The 16,755-nt window shown below is 68.6% G+C and carries 14 protein-coding genes and 4 tRNA genes; 8 read left to right on the forward strand and 10 right to left on the reverse strand.

What is annotated here, in order from left to right:
• Positions 1-27: 27 nt before the first annotated feature.
• The 10 genes from CVH10_RS04370 to ccoN all read right to left on the reverse strand — a co-directional run bounded on the left by CVH10_RS04370 (position 28) and on the right by ccoN (position 9,726).
• Complete coding sequence (locus CVH10_RS04370) at positions 28-996, reverse strand: hypothetical protein (protein WP_035597474.1); 969 nt, start codon at positions 994-996, stop codon at positions 28-30.
• Positions 997-1,084: 88 nt separating this feature from the next.
• Positions 1,085-1,807 (reverse strand): sulfite exporter TauE/SafE family protein, encoded by a 723-nt coding sequence (locus tag CVH10_RS04375; RefSeq protein WP_035597472.1) that lies wholly within the window; start codon positions 1,805-1,807, stop codon positions 1,085-1,087.
• The gene (gene ccoS, locus CVH10_RS04380) at positions 1,804-2,046 is read right to left on the reverse strand and encodes a cbb3-type cytochrome oxidase assembly protein CcoS (protein ID WP_035597469.1); all 243 of its coding nucleotides are present in this window, start codon (positions 2,044-2,046) and stop codon (positions 1,804-1,806) included. Before ccoS ends, CVH10_RS04375 begins: the two co-directional genes overlap by 4 nt.
• Positions 2,043-4,511: a heavy metal translocating P-type ATPase gene (locus CVH10_RS04385; RefSeq protein ID WP_106487923.1), complete on the reverse strand. Its 2,469-nt coding sequence runs from the start codon at positions 4,509-4,511 to the stop codon at positions 2,043-2,045. The genes ccoS and CVH10_RS04385 overlap by 4 nt, the downstream gene beginning before the upstream one ends.
• Positions 4,512-4,519: 8 nt before the next feature.
• Positions 4,520-5,032, reverse strand: coding sequence for a FixH family protein (locus CVH10_RS04390; protein ID WP_035597463.1), 513 nt, complete (start codon positions 5,030-5,032; stop codon positions 4,520-4,522).
• Entirely contained in the window at positions 5,032-6,447 is a 1,416-nt protein-coding gene (gene ccoG / locus CVH10_RS04395; protein WP_081945865.1) for a cytochrome c oxidase accessory protein CcoG, read from the reverse strand. Before ccoG ends, CVH10_RS04390 begins: the two co-directional genes overlap by 1 nt.
• A 65-nt stretch (positions 6,448-6,512) precedes the next feature.
• Positions 6,513-7,442, reverse strand: coding sequence for a cytochrome-c oxidase, cbb3-type subunit III (ccoP, locus tag CVH10_RS04400; RefSeq protein ID WP_106487924.1), 930 nt, complete (start codon positions 7,440-7,442; stop codon positions 6,513-6,515).
• Complete coding sequence (locus tag CVH10_RS04405) at positions 7,439-7,663, reverse strand: CcoQ/FixQ family Cbb3-type cytochrome c oxidase assembly chaperone (protein ID WP_035597457.1); 225 nt, start codon at positions 7,661-7,663, stop codon at positions 7,439-7,441. The genes ccoP and CVH10_RS04405 overlap by 4 nt, the downstream gene beginning before the upstream one ends.
• Before the next feature lies 1 nt (position 7,664).
• On the reverse strand, positions 7,665-8,273 hold the full coding sequence (ccoO, locus tag CVH10_RS04410; RefSeq protein ID WP_035597451.1) for a cytochrome-c oxidase, cbb3-type subunit II: 609 nt from the start codon (positions 8,271-8,273) through the stop codon (positions 7,665-7,667).
• Between the two features lie 25 nt (positions 8,274-8,298).
• Positions 8,299-9,726, reverse strand: coding sequence for a cytochrome-c oxidase, cbb3-type subunit I (gene ccoN / locus CVH10_RS04415; RefSeq protein WP_035597448.1), 1,428 nt, complete (start codon positions 9,724-9,726; stop codon positions 8,299-8,301).
• A gap of 189 nt (positions 9,727-9,915) precedes the next feature.
• On the opposite strand from ccoN, the gene CVH10_RS04420 reads away from it, so the two are divergent.
• The 8 genes from CVH10_RS04420 (at position 9,916) to CVH10_RS04455 (ending at position 16,754) form a co-directional block, all read left to right on the forward strand.
• Positions 9,916-10,587 carry an alpha/beta family hydrolase gene (locus tag CVH10_RS04420; RefSeq protein WP_106487925.1) on the forward strand — a complete coding sequence of 224 codons (672 nt, stop codon included), beginning with the start codon at positions 9,916-9,918 and terminating at the stop codon, positions 10,585-10,587.
• A 112-nt stretch (positions 10,588-10,699) separates the two neighbouring features.
• Positions 10,700-10,775, forward strand: a tRNA-Val gene (locus tag CVH10_RS04425).
• Between the two features lie 41 nt (positions 10,776-10,816).
• Positions 10,817-10,893, forward strand: a tRNA-Asp gene (locus tag CVH10_RS04430).
• Between the two features lie 30 nt (positions 10,894-10,923).
• Positions 10,924-11,000: transfer RNA gene (locus tag CVH10_RS04435), tRNA-Val, on the forward strand.
• Between the two features lie 3 nt (positions 11,001-11,003).
• A tRNA-Asp gene (locus CVH10_RS04440) sits at positions 11,004-11,080 on the forward strand.
• A 252-nt stretch (positions 11,081-11,332) separates the two neighbouring features.
• Positions 11,333-13,276: an FAD-dependent oxidoreductase gene (locus tag CVH10_RS04445; RefSeq protein WP_369335732.1), complete on the forward strand. Its 1,944-nt coding sequence runs from the start codon at positions 11,333-11,335 to the stop codon at positions 13,274-13,276.
• 201 nt (positions 13,277-13,477) lie between these two features.
• Complete coding sequence (locus CVH10_RS04450) at positions 13,478-15,400, forward strand: PrkA family serine protein kinase (RefSeq protein WP_016853659.1); 1,923 nt, start codon at positions 13,478-13,480, stop codon at positions 15,398-15,400.
• 70 nt (positions 15,401-15,470) lie between these two features.
• A complete protein-coding gene (locus CVH10_RS04455) occupies positions 15,471-16,754 on the forward strand; it encodes a YeaH/YhbH family protein (protein ID WP_035597439.1) in 1,284 nt (427 codons plus the stop codon).
• Position 16,755 lies beyond the last annotated feature (1 nt).

The raw sequence follows: 16,755 nt of genomic DNA on the forward strand, positions 1-16,755 counted from the left end.
ATAGCACCCGCCCGGGCATAGCATCCCTTAGCCGTGTCCTGTGCCCGAACGGCGGCAGCGCGACCAGTGCCCCGATGCGGTGGCCAGTCGCCCCTCATCCAGCGCCGCGGCATAGTCCTCGGCCGAGCCGGCGTTGCAGGCCACGGCGTCGGGCAGCCGCGAGATGGCACCGGGGCCAAGCCCCAGCCGGTCGCGGGCCTGCTCGCGTCGCGTCTGCGCCCGGGCGTCCTCCAGCGCGGCGCCGTGGCGGGCGTAGAACCCGCCTCCCAGCGACCGATAGCCGTTTCCGGCCAGGCGGTCCTCGATCCGAGCCAGCAGTGTCGCCGGCAGCGTCGACTCGCCTTCCTGCCAGGCGGGGTCCGGGCGCAGCGAGAGGCGTGGCGGCGTCATGGCCATCAGCGTGGCGAGCGCCGCGGCGGCCTCCTGCTCGGGCGTCGCCGGCGGCACGATCAGCACCAGGTTCAGCGAGTGCCAGCCCATGCGAACGGTCTCGTCGAGCAGCGGCTCGATGCGTGACTGCAGCCGCGTCAGGGCTTCCGGGCGGTCGGCCCTCGGCAGGCGCATGACCAGCTTCAGGCGGTTGAAGCCCAGTGCTTCCAGATGGCGCAGGGTGAGAAGATCCGTGGCACGGGGATCGAGTTCGACGGTGAAGTCGCGCCAATGTCCCGATTCGAAGGGAAAGCGCGAGGCCAGCCGATCGACCAGCCCGCTCATCCGCGACAGGCTCAGCCAGGGGGGCAGGCTGCCGCCCCAGTGCAGGGCCTCGAGCCGTCGATCGGGGGCGAGGCAGCGTCGCACCAGCACCATCTCGCGATCCAGTCGGGCCAGGTCGACTTCGAACGGGTCCATGCCCTTGGCGTGATCGACGCGCGCGTCGCCATCGTGGCGCAGCGGCAGGCGCAGATGCAGCGACAGGGGACGGGCGTCGGCGTTGCTGGCGGCCAGCGCCGCGGCGTAGTCGTCGGCGCCGAAGTCGGAAGGAGCGGTGACGGGCATGGCAGGATTCCGGGAGTGCATGCCATCAGGCTAGCGGTCGCGGAAGCGGGCGGTGTTGCGCTGGGTCAAGCGCGACGGCGAAAGCGGTTCAGTGCTGCCCGGCGTGACCGGCCTCATGGGGCATCGCGCCCGGCCACAGCCCCCACAGCTGCCACAGGGCGAAGCCGATGATCGTCAGTGCCGCCAGGGTGCGGGTGGCCGGGTGGCGGATCAGGCCGCCCAGCCGACGCGCGGCCAGGCCGGTGGCCAGCAGCGCCGGCAGGGTGCCGAGTCCGAAGGCGCCCATCAGCGCCGCGCCGCGCAGCGGATCGGCGCTGGCCAGGCTCCAGGTCAGCATCGAGTAGACCAGTCCGCAGGGCAGCCAGCCCCAGACGGCGCCCAGGGCCATCGCCTGGGGCACCGTCACGACCGGCATCAGTCGCCGTCCGAGGGGCTCCAGGCGGCGCCACAGGCGCTTGCCGAGGGCCTCCAGCCTCAGCAGCCCCTTCCACCAGTCGGCGATGTAGAGCGCCATCAGGATCAGCATCGTCGCGGCCAGCACCTGCAGCGCCAGGCGCACCCCGGGGGCCAGCCCGACCAGGGTGCCGAGCCCGGCGGCCAGGGCGCCCGCGAGCACGTAGCTGGCGATGCGCCCCAGGTTGTAGCCCAGCAGCAGGCCGCCGAGCCGGGCCGGATGGCGCAGGCTGGGCGGCACGGCGAAACTCAGGGCGCTCATGATGCCGCCGCACATGCCGATGCAGTGGGCGCCGCCGAGCAGGCCGAAGACGAAGGCCGCGGCCAGCGGTGGCAGGTCGAGTCCGGTGGGGTTCATCGGGCGTCCTTGTCGCTGTCCTTGTCCCGGGTTCGGTCACGGTCGGGGGCGGCGTTCGGCTCGCCCGCATCGTGCGCTGGGCCTGGCCCTTGCGGCGGGTCGTCATCGTCGAACAGGATGCGATGCGCCGGGCCTTCCAGGTCCTCGAACTGGTCGTGGCGCACGGCCCAGAAGAAGGCCCAGACGGCCAGGCCGAGCAGGATCAGCGACAGCGGTATCAGCAGGTAGAGAATGCTCATGATGCCTCCCGGGCGAGGGTATGCTCGGCGCGCCGCTGGCGGGCCAGCCTCAGGGCATTGGCGACCACCACCAGCGAACTCGCCGACATGCCCAGCGCCGCCAGCCAGGGGGGCACCCAGCCCAGCGCCGCCGGGGGCAGGGCCAGCAGGTTGTAGGCCAGCGCCCAGCCCAGGTTCTGGCGGATGATGCGCCGCGTGGCGCGGCCGACGTCGAGCGCTTCGACCAGCCGCCCGAGATGGGGGCCGAGCAGCACGGCGTCGGCCCGGGTGCGGGCCAGGTCGGTGGCCGCGTTCATGGCGAAGGCGATGTCGGCGCCGGCCAGCACCGGGATGTCGTTGATGCCGTCGCCGACCATGGCCACCCGCTGGCCCTCGGCCTGGCAGTCGCGCAGCCGAGCGAGCTTGTCCTCGGGGCTCGCGCCGGCGCGCCACTCGGCGATGCCCAGTCGCTCGGCCAGCGCCCGGGTGGGCCCCTCGGCGTCGCCGGACAGCAGTTCCACCGCGATGCCTCGCGCCGCCAGGGCGGCGACGGTGGCGGCGGCATCTTCCCGAGGCTGGTCGCCCAGGGCGAACCAGGCCCGTGGCTCGCCGTCCTCGGCCAGCAGCAGCCAGTGGCCGATCTCGGCACCGCTGTCCGGATTCGTCGGCACTCGGTCCGGGGCCGCGAAGTCGGGCCGGCCGAGCCGCCAGGGACGGCCGTCGATCTCGCCGGCGAGGCCCAGGCCGGGGCGGGCGGTGACGTTGCGGGCACTGATGCCGGCGCGGCGATGGGGGCGAAAGGCGCGGGCGATGGGATGCTCGGAATGGGCCTCCAGGGCCGCGGCCAGCGCGGTGAGACGCTCGGGGTCGTGTTCCGCCAGCGGCACGGTGCGCTCCAGCCGCATCTCGCCTTGGGTCAGGGTGCCGGTCTTGTCGAAGATCATCCGGTCGAGGCGCGGCAGGGTCTCCAGGGCGTCGGCACGGGTCAGCAGCACGCCGCGGCGGTAGAGCCTGCCGTGGGCGGCGGTCAGGGCGGTGGGCGTGGCCAGCGCCAGGGCGCAGGGACAGCTGACCACCAGCACCGAGAGGGTCACCCAGAAGGCCCGCTCGGGGTCGACGAATGACCAGACCCATCCGGTGGCGGCGGCGATCAGCAGCACCTGGATCACGAAGTGATGGGCCAGCCGGGCGGCCCGGCGCGCGACGGGCGGGCGTTCGGCGAAGGCGCGGTCGGTGAGGTCGAGCAGCCGCGCCGCCCGGGCATCCCGTCCGGCATGGGTCACCCGCACCGTCAGCGGGCTTTCGACGTTGTGGCTGCCGCCGGTCACGGTGTCGCCCACGCCGCGTGTCACCGGCAGCGCCTCGCCGGTGAGCATCGATTCGTCGAGGCTGGAGGCGCCCTGTTCGATCACGCCGTCGGCGGGCACGCCGTGGCCGGGCCTGACCAGCACCCGGTCGCCCGCGACCAGTTCGCTGGCGGGCAGGAGGCGCTCCTCGCCGTGCTCGCCGAGGCGGATCGCCGACAGCGGCAGGATCTCGGTCAGGGCGTTGCCGCGGCGCCCGCTGCGCCGCCGGGCGCGCACCTCCAGGAAACGGCCGAACAGCAGGAAGAAGGTGAACATGGCCGCGGAGTCGAAGTAGACGTCGCCATGGCCGACGAGCAGCGCCCAGGTGCTGGCGAGGTAGGCGCCGGCGATGGCCAGCGACACTGGCACGTCCATGCCCAGCTGTCGGTTGCGCAGGTCGCGCCGCGCTCCGGCGAAGAACGGCTGGGCCGAGTAGAGCACCACCGGCGTGGTCAGGGCGAAGGCCAGCCAGTGGAAGAGGGTATCGAAGTCGGCGCCCAGGCCGCCGTCGCCGGCCACGTAGAAGGGGATCGAGAACATCGCCACCTGCATCATGCCGACCCCGGCGACGATCAGCCTGCGCACCTGGCGGCGTTCCTCGCGCTGCAGGCGTCGTTGGGCCTCGTCGGGCTCATAGGGCTGGGCCGGGTAGCCGATGGCGGCCAGTTCGGCGAGCAGCCGCGAGAAGGCGATGCGCTGCGGGTCCCAGGCGACGCGGACGCGGTGGTGGGTGAGATCGACGGCGCTGGCGCTGACGCCGTCGAGGGCGTTGAGGCGATGCTCGATCAGCCAGGCGCAGGCGGCGCAGGTGATGCCCTCCACCGCCAGGGTGGCGTGCACACCCTCATCGTCGGCATGCACGAAGCGCCGCTGCAGGCCCGGGTCGTCGAACAGTGCCCAGGTCTCGGCCTGGGCGGTCCGGCGCTCGTCGGGCCGTGTCGGCAGCTCGCTTCGGAAGCGGTAGTAGCCGGCCAGGCCGCCGTCGACGATGGCGTGGGCCACCGCCTCGCAGCCGGGGCAGCACAGCGGGTGTTCGGCGTCGTCGAGGGTGATCGTCCAGGGGGCGTCCTGTGGAACCCGGGCGCCGCAGTGATAGCAGGCGGCGCGCTCGACGGGCGCGGTGGCGGTGGTCGCGGTCATGGTGCCGCTCAGTCTCCGGGCGCCAGGACGATCTCGGCCTGGGCGGGGAAGCGGGCCTCGCCGGTGAGGCGCCAGGCGGGCTCGCTGCCGTCGCCGGGCTCCAGGTGCAGGTACCAGCGGTGGCGCAGGGGCGTCTCGAGCATGGTGACGTAGCGGCCGGCGCGCACGTGCTCGAGCGTCAGTCGCCGGTCGCGCTCGCTTTCGGTGGGAAAGATCAGCTTCAGGGTCAGCCGCTCCGGGCGCGACTCCCCGGTCAGGTCGACCACCAGGTCGCCGGTGGCCGGGTCGGCGTTCAGGGCAGCCGAGAGCCCCAGTGTGCGGGCCTGTTCCTGCTTGGCGATCTGCTCGTTGATGGCCAGGCCTTCCTTGTAATAGTCCTCCGCCACGGTGCCGTCGAAGTAGTGGATCGAGAGGGCCAGGTAGACCAGGCTGAAGCTGACCGAGGCCCCCAGCAGGCCGATCATGAACCAGGGCCAGAACTGCTTGTACCAAGGGGCGATGGGCGGTTGTTCTGCCGTCATCAGCGGGTGTCTCCTATGAAGCGGCCGTCGCGCTCGAGGGCGATGTCGGGGGCGTCGACGGCTTCCAGGCGCAGCCGGATCTCGTGACTGGGGCGCTGGAGGGCGTCGGGCGGGGCGGTGACTTCCACCACCAGCCGGCGCGACTCGCCGGCGGGCACGCTGACGCGTCGGGTGTCGAGGGTCAGCCCCTCCAGGCCCGTGGCGGCGAGCCGGTAGGCGTGGTCCTCGCGGTCCAGGTTGCGCACCGTCAGGGTATAGACGTTACGGATTCTGCCGTCGTCGGTCATCTGAAACAGCTGCTGGCGGCCGCGCTCCACCTCGAAGCCCAGCGGGATACGGTCGCTGACCGTCCAGGCGAACAGGCCGATCATCACCAGCAGCACGGCCAGGTAGCCGAGTAGGCGCGGACGCAGCAGATGCGACGGCTTGCCCTCGAGGGCGTTCTCGGTGGTGTAGCGGATCAGCCCGCGGGGATAGCCCATGCGGTCCATGACGCTGTCGCAGGCGTCGATGCAGGCCGCGCAGGTGATGCATTCGTACTGCAAGCCGTCGCGGATGTCGATGCCGGTGGGGCAGACCTGCACGCACAGCTCGCAGTCGATGCAGTCGCCGTGGCCGGCTTCCCGAGCCTCGTCGTGGCTGAGGCGCTTCCTGCGCGGGCCGCGCGGTTCGCCCCGGGCGGCGTCGTAGGAGACAATCAGGGTGTTGGCGTCGAACATCACCGACTGGAAGCGGGCGTAGGGGCACATGTAGATGCACACCTGCTCGCGCAGCCAGCCGGCGTTGAGGTAGGTGAACAGGGTGAAGAAGCCGACCCAGAAGTAGGACCAGCCGTGGGCCTCGAGGGTCGGGAGCTCCATCACCAGGTCGCGGATCGGCGTGAAGTAGCCGACGAAGGTCAGGCCGGTGGCGGCGGCGATGACCAGCCAGATGGCGTGCTTGGCGAGCTTGCGGCGCAGCTTGTCGGCGCTCCAGCCGTGACGGTCGAGCCGGATGCGACGGTTGCGCGGTCCTTCGGTGCGATGTTCCACCCAGATGAACAGGAAGGTCCAGACGCTCTGTGGGCAGGTGTAGCCGCACCAGACGCGGCCGGCGAACACGGTGATGAAGAACAGCCCGAAGGCGCAGATGATCAGCAGCCAGGAGAGCAGCATGAACTCCTGGGGATAGAAGGTGGCGGCGAAGATGTGGAACTCGCGGCCGGGCAGGTCGAACCACACCGCCGGGCGGTCGCCCCAGGGAATCCACGGGATCAGGAAGTAGGCCAGCATCAGCGCCCAGTTGGCGCTGCGCCGCAGGCGCTGGAAGACGCCCTTGATCTCGCGCACGTAGAGGTGCCGGCGGCGGGCGTACATCGCCTGGCTGACGCTGTCGCCGGCGTCGGTGATGTCGCGGTGGGGAATCTTGTCGCTCATGGCGGGCTCTCGACAGGCGGCCTGTGTATCGATGGCGGCGGCGGGGTGGGCCCGCCGCCGGGGGCTCAGTCGCGGCGGCTGAGGCCGTACACGTAGGCGGCCACCAGGTGGACCTTGTCCTCCCCGATGTAGGCGGCCTGGGCCGGCATGTGGCCGTTGCGGCCGTTGCGCAGGGTCTGGCGGATGGACGCCTCCAGCGGCTGGCCGGGCTGGCGATAGAGCCAGGCGTCATCGGTCAGGTTCGGCGCGCCGAGGGCCTGGTTGCCGGTGCCGTCGGGGGCGTGGCAGGCCGCGCACACCGAGGTGAACAGCGCCTCGCCCTGTTCGGCGCGCTGCGGATCCTCGGCCTGGCCGGACAGCGACAGCACGTACTGGGTGAGGCGTCCGATGTTGTCCTCGCCGAGCTGCTGCCAGGCGGGCATCAGACCGTTGCGCCCGTTGGTGAGGCTGGTCACGATGGCCTCGGGCGTGCCGCCGTAGAGCCAGGCGTCGTCGGTCAGGTCGGGAAAGCCGTAGCCGCCCTGGGCATTGGCGCCGTGACAGATGGCGCAGTTGTTGAGGAACAGGCGTTCGGCAACCTGCATGGCCTCGGCGTCCTGGGCCAGCGCCGGGATCGGGACCTGCTGGTACTGCTCGAAGATCGGCGCGTAGCGCTCCTCCGCCCGGGCCACCTCGGCTTCCCACTGGCCTTCCTGGGTCCAGCCCAGCAGGCCGGCGAAGTTGCCGAGGCCGGGGTAGAGCAGCAGATAGCCGAGCGCGAAGATCACCGTGCCGACGTAGAGCTGGAACCACCAGCGCGGCAGCGGGTTGTCGTATTCCTCGATCTCGTCGGCCGCGTGGCCGGTGGTCTCGACGTTGCCCTCGGCGTCGGCGACCTTGTCGGTCTTGCGATTGGCGAACAGCAGCCAGGCGCTGATGACGATGGTGCCCAGCGTGATGACGATGATCCAGACGCTCCAGAAGCCGGGCAGGACGTCATTCCATAATGAGCTCATGAGTCACGGTCTCCCTGTTCTTGACGAGCCTGATCCCGCCGGGCGTCGTCCCGGTGGGCGCCGGTGTCGCGGGCCGAGGGCTCGTCGTCGTCGGCGAAGGGCAGGTTGGCCGCTTCGTCGAAGTCCGGCTTGCGCCGCTTGGAATAAGCCCAGCAGACCAGGCCGATGAAGCCGATCAGCAGCAGGCCGGTGATGATGCCGCGTAGCGTTCCCATATCCATGTCAGCGGGTGTCCTTGAGCACGGTGCCGAGCTGTTGCAGGTAGGCCACCAGGGCAGTGATCTCGCGCTCGCCGCGTACCGCGTCACGGGCGCCGGCGATCTGCTCGTCGCTGTAGGGCACGCCCAGGGTGCGCATGGCGCGCATCTTGTCGGCGATGGATTCGCCGTCGAGGACGTTCTCGAACAGCCAGGGGTAGGCCGGCATGATCGATTCCGGCACCACGTCGCGGGGGTTGTAGAGGTGCGCGCGATGCCAGTCGTCGCTGTAGCGGCCGCCGACCCGGGCCAGATCCGGGCCGGTGCGCTTGGAGCCCCACAGGAAGTTGTGCTCGTAGACCGACTCGCCGGCCACGCTGTAGTGGCCGTAGCGCTCGGTCTCGGCGCGGAAGGGGCGGATCATCTGCGAGTGGCAGCCCACACAGCCCTCGCGGCGGTAGATGTCGCGGCCGGCGAGCTCGAGCGGTTCCAGCGGCTCGAGCCCTTCCACCGGCTCGGTGGTCTGCTTCTGGAAGAACAGCGGCACGACCTCGGCCAGGCCGCCGAAGCTGATCACCACCAGCACCAGCACGGCGAGCAGGCCCACGTTCTTTTCGACGATCTCGTGTCTCATGGCAGTCTTCTCGTTCCCTGTTGTCTCAGGCGGCGGCCTGGGGCTGCGGCTGCTGGAGGCTCTGCTGGCGGCGCACGGTCATGAAGACGTTGAAGGCCATGATCAGCATGCCGACGACCCAGCACAGCCCGCCGACGGTGCGCACGACATAGCCCGCGCCGCTGGCCTCGACGGACTCGATGAAGGTGTACATCAGGGTGCCGTCGGGATTCACCGCGCGCCACATCAGGCCCTGCAGGATGCCGTTGACCCACATGGCGGCGATGTAGAGCACGGTGCCGACGGTGGCCAGCCAGAAGTGCACGGCGATCAGCGACACCGAGTACATCTCGGTGCGGCCGTAGAGCCGCGGGATCAGGTGGTACATGGAGCCGATGGTGATCATCGCGACCCAGCCCAGGGCGCCGGCATGGACGTGACCGATGGTCCAGTCGGTGTAGTGGGAGAGGGCGTTCACGGTCTTCACCGCCATCATCGGCCCCTCGAAGGTCGACATGCCGTAGAACGACAGTGCCACCACCAGGAAACGCAGGGTGGGATCGGTGCGCAGCTTATGCCAGGCGCCGGAAAGGGTCATCATGCCGTTGATCATGCCGCCCCAGGAGGGCGCCAGCAGGATGATCGACATCACCATGCCCAGCGACTGTGCCCAGTTGGGCAGGGCGGTGTAGTGCAGATGGTGAGGGCCGGCCCACATGTAGATCATGATCAGGGCCCAGAAGTGGACGATCGACAGCCGATAGGAGTAAACCGGACGCTCGGCCTGCTTGGGCACGAAGTAGTACATCATGCCCAGGAAGCCGGCGGTCAGGAAGAAGCCCACCGCGTTGTGTCCGTACCACCATTGGGTCATGGCATCCACGGCGCCGGCGTAGATCGAGATGGAGTACATGGCCGAGACCGGCAGCGCCGCGTTGTTGACGATGTGCAGCACCGCCACGGTGAGGATGAAGGCGGCGTAGAACCAGTTGGCGACATAGATGTGCGAGGTTCGGCGCTTCTTGATGGTGCCGAGGAAGACGATGGCGTAGGCGATCCAGACCACCGCGATCAAAAGGCTGATCGGCCATTCCAGCTCGGCGTATTCCTTGGTGGTGGTGTAGCCCATGGGCAGCGTCACCACCGCCGAGACGATCACCGCCTGCCAGCCCCAGAAGGTGAAGGCGGCCAGCCGGTCCGATATCAGGCGCGTCTGGCAGGTTCGCTGCACCACGTAGTAGGAGGTGGCGAACAGCGCCGAGCCGCCGAAGGCGAAGATCACGGCGTTGGTGTGCAGCGGGCGAAGGCGGCCGAAGCTGGTCCAGGGCAGTCCCAGGTTCAGTTCCGGCCAGACCAGCTGGGCGGCGATCGTGACACCGAGGACCATGCCCACGATGCCCCAGACAACGGTCATGATCGCGAACTGTCGCACGACCTTGTAGTTGTAGGTGGGGTGTTCCAGTGCTGTGCTCATGTCGGGTTCCATCGAACGCGTTGGAGGGAGTCGCGCTTGGGCAGCAGTCTAGCTCAAGGCTTTCGCCCACATGATGATGACGGTCAAGTCGGGAGCGGGCGGCGTGTCGATCTTGCGCTGCCGCCTGGCGTGAACCGTCGTTCTTGTATGTTATACGACCAGACTAAATGTATTCATTAAGTGTATACAATGAGTGAGCTCAGAAAAAGTTTCCATCTCGACGCCCTCGGGCCGCTGGACGTCACCGGCGAGGCGCGCCATGGCCAGCTGCTGCTGGCGCACGGTGCCGGCGCCGGCCAGGACGCGATGTTCATGCAACGCCTGAGAGCGGCGCTGGCCGAGCGGGGCGTACAGACCCTGGCCTTCGAGTTCGCCTATATGCAGCGCATGCGCGAAGAGGGACGGCGTCGGCCGCCGCCGCGGGTCGAGCGGCTGGTCGACGAGTACGCCGCCTGGCGCGATGGCGTACGGCATCTTGCTTCGGGGCCGCTGTGGCTGGGCGGCAAGTCCATGGGCGGCCGGGTGGCCAGCCTGCTGGCGGCCCGCGACGGCGCCGATGGCCTGGCGCTCTGCGGCTATCCCTTCCACCCGCCGCGCAAGCCCGAGTCGCTGCGTCTCGATCACTGGCCGAGCCTGGCCTGCCCGACGCTGGTGGTGCAGGGCACGCGGGATCCCTTCGGCACTCGCGAGGAGGTGGCGCAATATGCGCTGCCCGCCGGCGTCGAGCTGCACTGGCTGGAGGACGGCGAGCATGACTGGAAGCCACGTCGAGCCTCGGGACGCGATCAGGCCGCCCTGATCGCCGAGGGGGCGACGGCCATCGCCGAGGCCATGGCGCGCGATGCGTCCGGGGACCGATAGCGGCCAAGTGGATGAATGGCCTGCCGTTCTGCGCCGCCCGTTCGCCACGGGGATGAAAAAAACGCGTTGACAATGAACGCAGTTTCCGTAGAATGCAGCGCCATGTGACCGGGGGTGGTTAGCTCAGCTGGGAGAGCACCAGCCTTACAAGCTGGGGGTCACAGGTTCGATCCCTGTACCACCCACCACTGTCGAAGACAGTGGCCGATTGCATCGCAGAAACGAGTGCGGACCGGTAGTTCAGTTGGTTAGAATGCCGGCCTGTCACGCCGGAGGTCGCGGGTTCGAGTCCCGTCCGGTCCGCCACGATGACGCACAATCTAAGCAGTACCGCGTGGGCGATTAGCTCAGTTGGTTAGAGCACCAGCCTCACATGCTGGGGGTCACTGGTTCGAGTCCAGTATCGCCCACCACGCGGACCGGTAGTTCAGTTGGTTAGAATGCCGGCCTGTCACGCCGGAGGTCGCGGGTTCGAGTCCCGTCCGGTCCGCCATCTGCTCAGAATTCCAAAGCCCCGTGGCTCACGCCACGGGGCTTTTCTGTTGTCTGGAACCTGGTTTTTTCGTTCGAATGCCTCGGGCTTTTCCTGGCGAATGCCGAGGCGGCTTTTGCGCTGCCCGCGGGACTGTCATACAGTTGTTTTAATTTCCTGTCGACGCTCCGAGGTGGCTCGAACGTGGCTGACTTTCCGCATCTGTTTCGCCCCATCGAACTGGGCCCGCTGCGCCTGCCCAACCGGGTGGTGATGGGCTCGATGCATACCAACCTGGAGGAAATGCCCGGCGGTTTCTCGCGCCTGGCCGCCTTCTATGCCGAGCGTGCCCGGGCCGGCGTATCGCTGATCGTCGGCGGCGGCATCGCGCCCAACGCGGAGGGTGCCGTGTTCGACGGCGGCGCCACCCTGGAGCGGCCCGAACAGGTGGCCGAGCACCGGCGCCTGGTCGAGGCGGTGCATGCCGAGGGCGGTCGCATCTGCCTGCAGATCCTGCACGCCGGCCGCTACGCCTACACCGATGCGCCGGTGGCGCCCTCGGCGATCCGCGCGCCGATCAACCCTCGCCCGCCTCGTGCCCTGAGCGCGGCGGAGATCGAGCGCACCCTGGACGACTACGTGCGCTGCGCACGCCTGGCCCGGGAGGCCGGCTACGATGGCGTGGAGGTGATGGGCTCCGAGGGCTACCTGATCAACCAGTTCGTCTGCCGGGGGACCAATCATCGAGAGGACGAGTGGGGCGGTCGCTTCGCCAACCGCATCCGCTTCCCGGTGGAGGCAGTGCGGCGCATCCGCGAGGCACTGGGGGCCGAGGCCCTGATCCTGTTCCGGCTGTCGATGATCGACCTGGTGGAGGAGGGCAGTACCCATGACGAGGTGGTCGCCCTGGGGCGCGCGGTGGCCGAGGCCGGCGCCGATGCGATCGACGGCGGCATCGGCTGGCACGAGGCGCGGGTGCCGACCATCGTCACCAGCGTGCCGCGGGCGCTGTTCGCCGAGGTGTCGCGGCGCATGCGCGACGCGCTGCCGGTGCCGCTGATCGCCACCAACCGCATCAACATGCCCGAGGTCGCCGAGCGCTTGCTGGCCGAGGGCCATGCCGACCTGATCTCCATGGCGCGTCCCTTCCTGGCCGATCCGGCCTGGGTGACCAAGGCCCGGGAGGGGCGGGTCGACGAGATCAATACCTGCATCGCCTGCAACCAGGCCTGTCTCGATCACACCTTCCAGGGCAAGCCGACCTCGTGCCTGGTCAACCCGAGGGCCGGCCATGAGACCGAGCTTGCCATCGTGCCGGCGGCGTCGATGAAGCGCGTCGCGGTGGTGGGCGGCGGTCCCGCCGGGCTCGCCGCGGCGGTCACCGCCGCCGAACGCGGCCATGCGGTGACGCTGTTCGAGCGTCAGGCCGCGCTGGGCGGCCAGTTCAATCATGCCCGGCGGATTCCCGGCAAGGAGGAGTTCGACGAGACGCTGCGTTATTTCCGCACCATGCTGGAGAAGCGTGGTGTCAGCGTGCGGCTCGCGACCGACCCCGGGCTCCACGAGCTGCGTGGCTTCGACGAGGTGGTGCTGGCCACCGGCGTTCGGCCGCGGGCCCTCGAGCTGCCGGGCATCGATCATCCCAAGGTGATGTCCTACCCGCTGGCCATCCAGCACCCCGAGCGGGTGGGCGCACGGGTGGCGATCATCGGTGCCGGCGGCATCGGCTTCGACGTGGCGGAGCTGCTGACCCATGCCGGCCATCCCGCCCTGGACGCCGACGCCTGGTGCGACGAGTGGGGGGTGGACCTGACGGTGACCGCGCCGGGAGGACTGCGCGCGGCGGAGCGGCCGCCGGTGCCGCGGACGGTGACCCTGCTGCAGCGCAAGACGTCGAAGCCCGGTGCCGGGCTCGGCGTCACCACCGGCTGGGTGCATCGCGCCTCGTTGCGCCATCGCGGCGTGGAGATGCTGGCCGGCTGCGACTACGTCGGCATCGATGACGCCGGCTTGCATGTCCGCGTCGAGGGCGAGCCGCGCCTGCTCGAGGTCGACAGCGTGGTGATCTGCGCTGGTCAGGAATCGGTGCGCGATCTGCTCGAGCCGCTGGGCGAGGCGGGCGTTTCGGTCCACGTCATCGGCGGCGCCGACCGGGCCGCCGAGCTCGATGCCAAGCGCGCGATCGACCAGGGCGTGCGGCTGGCTGCCACGCTCTAGAGGAGGGAGTGAGCCGCGTTCGTTGAAAATCTGCACGCCCCGGGATGAACCGCTTCGGCTTCGCGGGCTCATAGGAAGTGTAGCCCTGCGTTGAAGGTTTCGGGCGTCATCGTCCGGTCGCGCTGACTACTCTGAAGCTACCGACCCGGCCGAGAGGGCCAGGATTGCCAGGCCGGAGCCCCGGGCTTTAAGGAGGCATCGATGAGCATCTTCGATCATGTGCAGAACCGCTTCGAACGCACCCTGCAGGAGGAAATGAGCCTGCAGGAGTACCTGGAACTCTGCCGTGAGGACCCCTCGGCCTATGCCAGTGCGGCCGAACGAATGCTGGAGGCCATCGGCGAGCCCGAGGTGATCGACACGGCCAAGGACCCTCGCCTGTCGCGTATCTTCTCCAACAAGGTCATCCGTCGCTATCCGGCCTTCTCCGAGTTCTACGGCATGGAGGAGGCGATCGAGCAGATCGTCGCCTATTTCCGCCATGCCGCCCAGGGGCTCGAGGAGAAGAAGCAGATCCTCTACCTGCTCGGCCCGGTCGGTGGCGGCAAGTCATCGCTCGCCGAGCGGCTCAAGCTGCTGATGGAGCATGTGCCTTTCTATGCCATCAAGGGCTCGCCGGTGCAGGAGTCGCCGCTGGCGCTGTTCTCGCCGGAGCATGACGGCGAGCTGCTCGAGAAGGAATACGGCATCCCGCCGCGCTGCCTGAAGAGCGTGATGTCGCCCTGGGCCGCCAAGCGCCTCAAGGAGGCCGGTGGCGACATCAGCCAGTTCCGGGTGGTGCGGCTCTATCCGTCGCGGCTGAATCAGATCGCCATCGCCAAGACCGAACCCGGCGACGAGAACAATCAGGACATCTCCTCGCTGGTCGGCAAGGTGGACATCCGTCAGCTCGAGCTCTACTCCCAGGACGATCCGGATGCCTACAGCTTCTCCGGCGGCCTGTGCCGGGCCAACCAGGGCCTGATGGAGTTCGTCGAGATGTTCAAGGCGCCGATCAAGGTGCTGCATCCGCTGCTGACCGCCACCCAGGAGGGCAACTACAACCCCACCGAGGGCATGGGCGCGATCCCGTTCGACGGCATCGTGCTGGCGCACTCCAACGAGAGCGAGTGGCAGGCCTTCCGCAACAACCGCAACAACGAGGCCTTCCTCGACCGGGTCTATATCGTCAAGGTGCCCTACTGCCTGCGGGTGACCGAAGAGATCAACATCTACAAGAAGCTGCTCGAGCACTCCTCGCTCAACGAGGCGCCCTGTGCGCCGGACACCCTGCGCATGCTGGCCCAGTTCTCGGTGCTCTCGCGGCTCAAGGAGCCGGAGAACTCCAGTGTCTATTCCAAGATGCGGGTCTATGACGGCGAGAACCTCAAGGACACCGATCCCAAGGCCAAGTCGATCCAGGAGTACCGCGACGCCGCCGGCGTCGACGAGGGCATGGATGGGCTCTCCACGCGCTTCGCCTTCAAGATCCTGTCCAAGGTGTTCAACTTCGACAACCACGAGGTGGCGGCCAACCCGGTGCACCTGCTCTACGTGCTCGAGCAGCGTCTCGAGCAGGAGCAGCTGCCCAAGGAGACCTTCGAGCGCTATCTGCGCTTCATCAAGGAGTTCCTGGCCCCGCGCTACGTGGACTTCATCGGCAAGGAGATCCAGACCGCCTATCTCGAGTCCTACTCCGAGTACGGTCAGAACATCTTCGACCGCTACGTCACCTACGCCGACTTCTGGATCCAGGATCAGGAGTACCGCGATCCGGAGACCGGCGAGCTGTTCGACCGCCAGTCGCTCAACGAGGAGCTGGAGAAGATCGAGAAGCCGGCGGGCATCTCCAATCCCAAGGACTTCCGCCACGAGGTGGTCAACTTCGTGCTGCGGGCCCGGGCTCAGAACAATGGCATGAACCCGAGCTGGCAGTCCTACGAGAAGCTGCGCGGGGTGATCGAGCACAAGATGTTCGCCAACACCGAGGAGCTGCTGCCGGTCATCTCCTTCAACGCCAAGGCCTCCACCGCGGACCAGAAGAAGCACGAGGATTTCGTGGCCCGCATGGTCGACCGTGGCTACACCGAGAAGCAGGTGCGCCTGCTCTCCGAGTGGTATCTGCGGGTCCGCAAGTCGCAGTAGCCGTCGAGGGTCGCACGGGGCGCCGAGGCATGGCGCTCCGTGAGGACGCAGGGCAGCCCAGGAGGTCCGCATGACCTACTTCATCGACCGCCGTGCCAATGCCAGGCACAAGAGTGCGGTCAATCGTCAGCGCTTCCTCGATCGCTATCGCACCCATATCAAGCGGTCCGTCGAGGAGGCGGTCAATCGCCGCTCCATTACCGACATGGAGCGCGGCGAGAAGGTGTCGATTCCCGCCCGGGACATCTCCGAGCCGGTGTTCCAGCACGGGTCCGGCGGCAAGCGCTCGATCATCGCCCCCGGCAACAAGGAATTCGTCGAGGGCGATCGTCTGCGTCGCCCCGGCGGGGGAGGCGGCGGCGGATCCGGCGAGGGCAGCGCCTCCAACCAGGGCGAGGGCATGGACGAGTTCGCCTTCACCCTGTCCCGCGAGGAGTTCCTGGACTTCGTGTTCGACGGCCTGGAGCTGCCGCACCTGGAGCGCAAGAACCTGGTCGACCTCGACGAGGTGCGCCCGGTGCGGGCCGGCTTCACCCGTGACGGGGTGCCGGCCCGCATCAACATCGTGCGCTCGATGCGCGAGGCCCATGCCCGGCGCATCGCCATGCGCGGGCCGATTCGCCGGGCCCTGCGTGAGGCCCAGGAGGCGCTGGAGGCCGAGGAACGCAAGGATCCGGTGCTGCGCAATCCGGCCCGCATCGCCGAGCTCAAGGCCGAGGTCGAGCGGCTCGAGAAGCGTCTCGAGGCGGTGCCGTTCATCGATACCTATGACCTGCGCTACAACAATCTGGTCAACCAGCCCCAGCCGTCGAGCAAGGCGGTGATGTTCTGCGTGATGGACGTCTCGGGCTCCATGACCCAGGCCCACAAGGACATCGCCAAGCGCTTCTTCCTGCTGCTCTACCTGTTCCTGGAACGCAACTACGAGAAGGTCGAGCTGGTCTTCGTGCGCCACCACACCGCCGCCAAGGAGGTCGACGAGGAGGAGTTCTTCTATTCCCGGGAGACCGGCGGCACCATCGTCTCCAGCGCCCTGACCCTGGTCGACGAGATCATCACCGATCGCTACCCGCCGACCCAGTGGAACCTCTACGTGGCCCAGGCCTCGGACGGCGACAACTGGGACGACGACTCCCTGACCTGCCGCGACCAGCTGGCCAATACCCTGATGCCGCGGCTGCAGTACTTCACCTACGTGGAGATCACGCCGCACGCGCATCAGGCCCTGTGGGAAGAGTACGAGAAGGTCGAGGCCGAGTATCCCGAGCGCTTCGCCATGCGGCAGATCGTCGAGGCCGGCGACATCTATCCGGTGTTCCGCGAGCTGTTCCGGCGCCGCACGGTCCAGTCCTGAG

The sequence above is a fragment of the Halomonas sp. ND22Bw genome (assembly GCF_003011945.1).
GTDB lineage: Bacteria > Pseudomonadota > Gammaproteobacteria > Pseudomonadales > Halomonadaceae > Halomonas > Halomonas halophila.